The organism is Pedococcus sp. 5OH_020, from assembly GCF_027812955.1.
In the GTDB taxonomy this organism is placed as follows: domain Bacteria; phylum Actinomycetota; class Actinomycetes; order Actinomycetales; family Dermatophilaceae; genus Pedococcus.
Genome location: NZ_JAPYZV010000022.1, coordinates 1 through 2,709, shown reverse-complemented (window position 1 = coordinate 2,709; position 2,709 = coordinate 1). Strand labels below are relative to the sequence as shown.

Here is a 2,709-nt window from a genome sequence, read left to right as displayed (position 1 = left end):
CTCGCCCGCGAAGTGTTCACCGCACTACGCGCCGACTACGCTCTCATCACCACTTGACGATCTATAGGAGCGTCCTCCGCCAACTCTTTGAGCATGTCGATGTCCAGGGCCTGGTTGGCCACCAGCTTCTTGAGCCGGGCATTCTCGGACTCGAACTCCTTGAGCCGCTTAGCTTCGGAGGCCTTCATCCCGCCGTACTGGGATCGCCACCTGTTCCAGGTCGCCTCGGAGATCTCCAGGGTCCGCAACACGCCGGCGAGATCCCCGCCGCCGTTAAGGATCCGCTCGCCCTCGGCGAGCTTGCGGACCACCTGCTCAGGGGTGTGCCGGTGACGCTTCATCGTGATCATCCTCCTCGCCCAATCATGGGCTGTGGGACTCTCACATCAGCTGGACCACTCCATAGGGATCACGCCAGTAGCCGTAGGACACGAACCGCATCGAGGCCCGGATCAGGTGCACGGTGCAGGTTTGGACCACGGTCTTGGGCCACTGCGCCTCGATTCGCCTCAGGCAGCCCGGTCAACCGTCGCAGCAAACGATCAGGATGTCGCGAACGCCGCGGTTGGCGAGCTTGGGACCTCTCGGGCGAGGGTGAGGTCTCCCAGCGAGGAGTGCGGCCGGTAGGTGTTGTGCTCGATGCGCGCCGACCCGGACGAGCAGGTCGCCACCAGTGGGGACCTTTCATGGCCACGGACAAGGGCGCGGGTCACCTGTTCTACTCCCTGGCCCTGACCGAAGTGGCCGCTGCGCTTCGTGTGGTCCCCAAATGGTGGTGCGTCAGCGCTCAGCAGGCGGGCCTGCGGCCGGCTGGTTACCCGGCCTGACTCTGGTCGTGACCGAAGGGATGGGCGGCGACGAAGGTCTTGGTCTGCTGGTACATCCGCTGGATGTAGCCCTCGAGCTCGGCCACCTCGACGCGCCACTGCCCGCGGCCCCCGACCTTGATCGCCCGCAGCTCGCCCGACCGCACCAAGGCATAGGCCTGGGCCGAGGAGATGTCGAGGACCTCCGACAACTCCGACAGCTGAATGAAGCGCTTCTCCACGACTTGCCCCGCTTCCTGATCGTGGCCTTGACCGCGACCATAACGTCCATTGACCAACTCTTTACCATCTTCGTGTGTCGACGCCCCGTCCACCCCGCGTTCCCGCGTCGACAGCCGTTTGGAGGAGGTCGCATCTGGTACTTGCGGGTGAGCCCCGCTCTGGGGCACCCAAGGGATGCCTCAGTCGATGTGTCGGCGTCCTGCTCCAGCGCACGGCGCCTGGGGCGGATCCGGAGCACAGCCCCGCCGATGCAGTCAGCCCGCGGCGTCAGCGCCCGGGTTGGCCACCAGGCGCGACGCACAGCAAGCGTTTGACGCCGGGGATGTCGCATGCGCTCGTACCGGGCGGCGTCGATCATTCTCGGCGTCTCGGCGGCCTCGGCCTCTATCGGCTCCTGCATCACCATCCGCACTGACTCGCGGATCAGATCCACACCTTCGCCGGCGCGGAACGCCCGTTGCTTGTGTCTAGTGCAAGTAGGGGTTGTCTCCTTCAGCGCAACGCGGTACCCGCGTTGCAGGCCCCCTTGGGTTTGCGCAGGTTGCGCCGCAGGGGTGTGGCACCGGACTTGGAGACCATGATGCGAATCCCTACGAAGTGCGGCGGTCCTCTTGTGCAACCGCTCCACCTTCCCCGTGGTGGTCGGCGACCGGGGCGCGGTCAGCAGGTGCCGGATCCCGTTCTCGACACAGACCCGGTCGAACAGCACCTCCGCGCTCGAACGGTGCGGCCCGAAACGACCCGTGAAGACCTTCCCGTTGTCGGTCAAGATCTGCTCCGGGACCCCGTGCCGGGACAGCGCCTCCGGCAGCGCCTGGCACACCGGCCGCGCCGTGGCCCGGGCCACCACCCTCGCGCACACCACGAACCGGGAGTTGTCATCGATCCCGGTCACCACCTTCACCTCGACCCCATCGGCCAGGTGCACCCCACCCACCACGTCCATCTGCCACAGCTCCATCGGCCGGCCCCGCTCCCACCGCCGATAGTCACTACGCCGCCGACGCCGCCGGGCCCGGTCGATCCGACCCCCTCGTACCAGCGCCCGGTACACCGCCGAACGGCCCGGCACCGGGACCACTCCCTCCCGGCCCAGCTGGTACCGGATCCGGTCCGGACCCCAACCCGGATGCGCATCCCGCAGCGTCAGCACCCGCGCCTCCACCACCGCCGGCATCTGATGCGGACACGAATGCGGCCGCGAGGACCGGTCCGCCAGGTTCACCACCGCGCCCTCGGCGGCATACCGGCGCAACCACACATGCACCGCCGGAGGGCCACGCCGAACCGGCGAGCGACCTCGGTCACCGTCGCCCCGTCCAGCACCTCCAGCACCGCCCGATACCGCAGCTCGCTGACACCCAGCTCCCGCAACATGCCCGGCTCCCTTCCACGACCCCGATCAAGGGCCACGAAAGAGCGCACATCACCACCACGGCAACCGCTCAGAACGGCGGGACTGTCAGGCACCTACCGGAACGACTGTCGCGCAGGAACCGGAACCGTGTCCCCAACCTGGAAGGCAGGAACCGGAACCCGATGGTCAAGCATGAACCGGAACTGCACAGATCCTTAGTCACTCACTTAGCCTGGATCCACCGATGAGCCGGGGCCGGTCGAGGGCGCTTGGCATTTCGAGCAGGGGACCGGAGGAGGGCGC

The 2,709-nt window shown here is 67.3% G+C and carries 2 protein-coding genes and 3 pseudogenes; 1 reads left to right on the top strand and 4 read right to left on the bottom strand.

The genetic code is table 11. From position 1 onward, the window contains the following. Positions 1 to 80: 80 nt before the first annotated feature. Together PHA84_RS20615 and PHA84_RS20610 are read right to left on the bottom strand one after the other, a co-directional pair. Positions 81 to 350, bottom strand: a pseudogene (locus PHA84_RS20615) (transposase); the annotation flags it as partial. Positions 351 to 420: 70 nt separating this feature from the next. Then, positions 421 to 573 (bottom strand): annotated as a pseudogene (locus PHA84_RS20610) (transposase); the annotation flags it as partial. 113 nt (positions 574 to 686) lie between these two features. On the opposite strand from PHA84_RS20610, the gene PHA84_RS20605 reads away from it, so the two are divergent. After that, a complete protein-coding gene (locus PHA84_RS20605) occupies positions 687 to 827 on the top strand; it encodes a hypothetical protein (RefSeq protein ID WP_270890018.1) in 141 nt (46 codons plus the stop codon). Here PHA84_RS20605 and PHA84_RS20600 read toward each other — a convergent pair. Together PHA84_RS20600 and PHA84_RS20595 are read right to left on the bottom strand one after the other, a co-directional pair. Next, on the bottom strand, positions 815 to 1,048 hold the full coding sequence (locus PHA84_RS20600) for a helix-turn-helix domain-containing protein (RefSeq protein ID WP_270890017.1): 234 nt from the start codon (positions 1,046 to 1,048) through the stop codon (positions 815 to 817). The genes PHA84_RS20605 and PHA84_RS20600 overlap by 13 nt on opposite strands. A 599-nt stretch (positions 1,049 to 1,647) precedes the next feature. Then, positions 1,648 to 2,426, bottom strand: a pseudogene (locus tag PHA84_RS20595) (DDE-type integrase/transposase/recombinase); the annotation flags it as partial. Between the last annotated feature and the right edge of the window lie 283 nt (positions 2,427 to 2,709).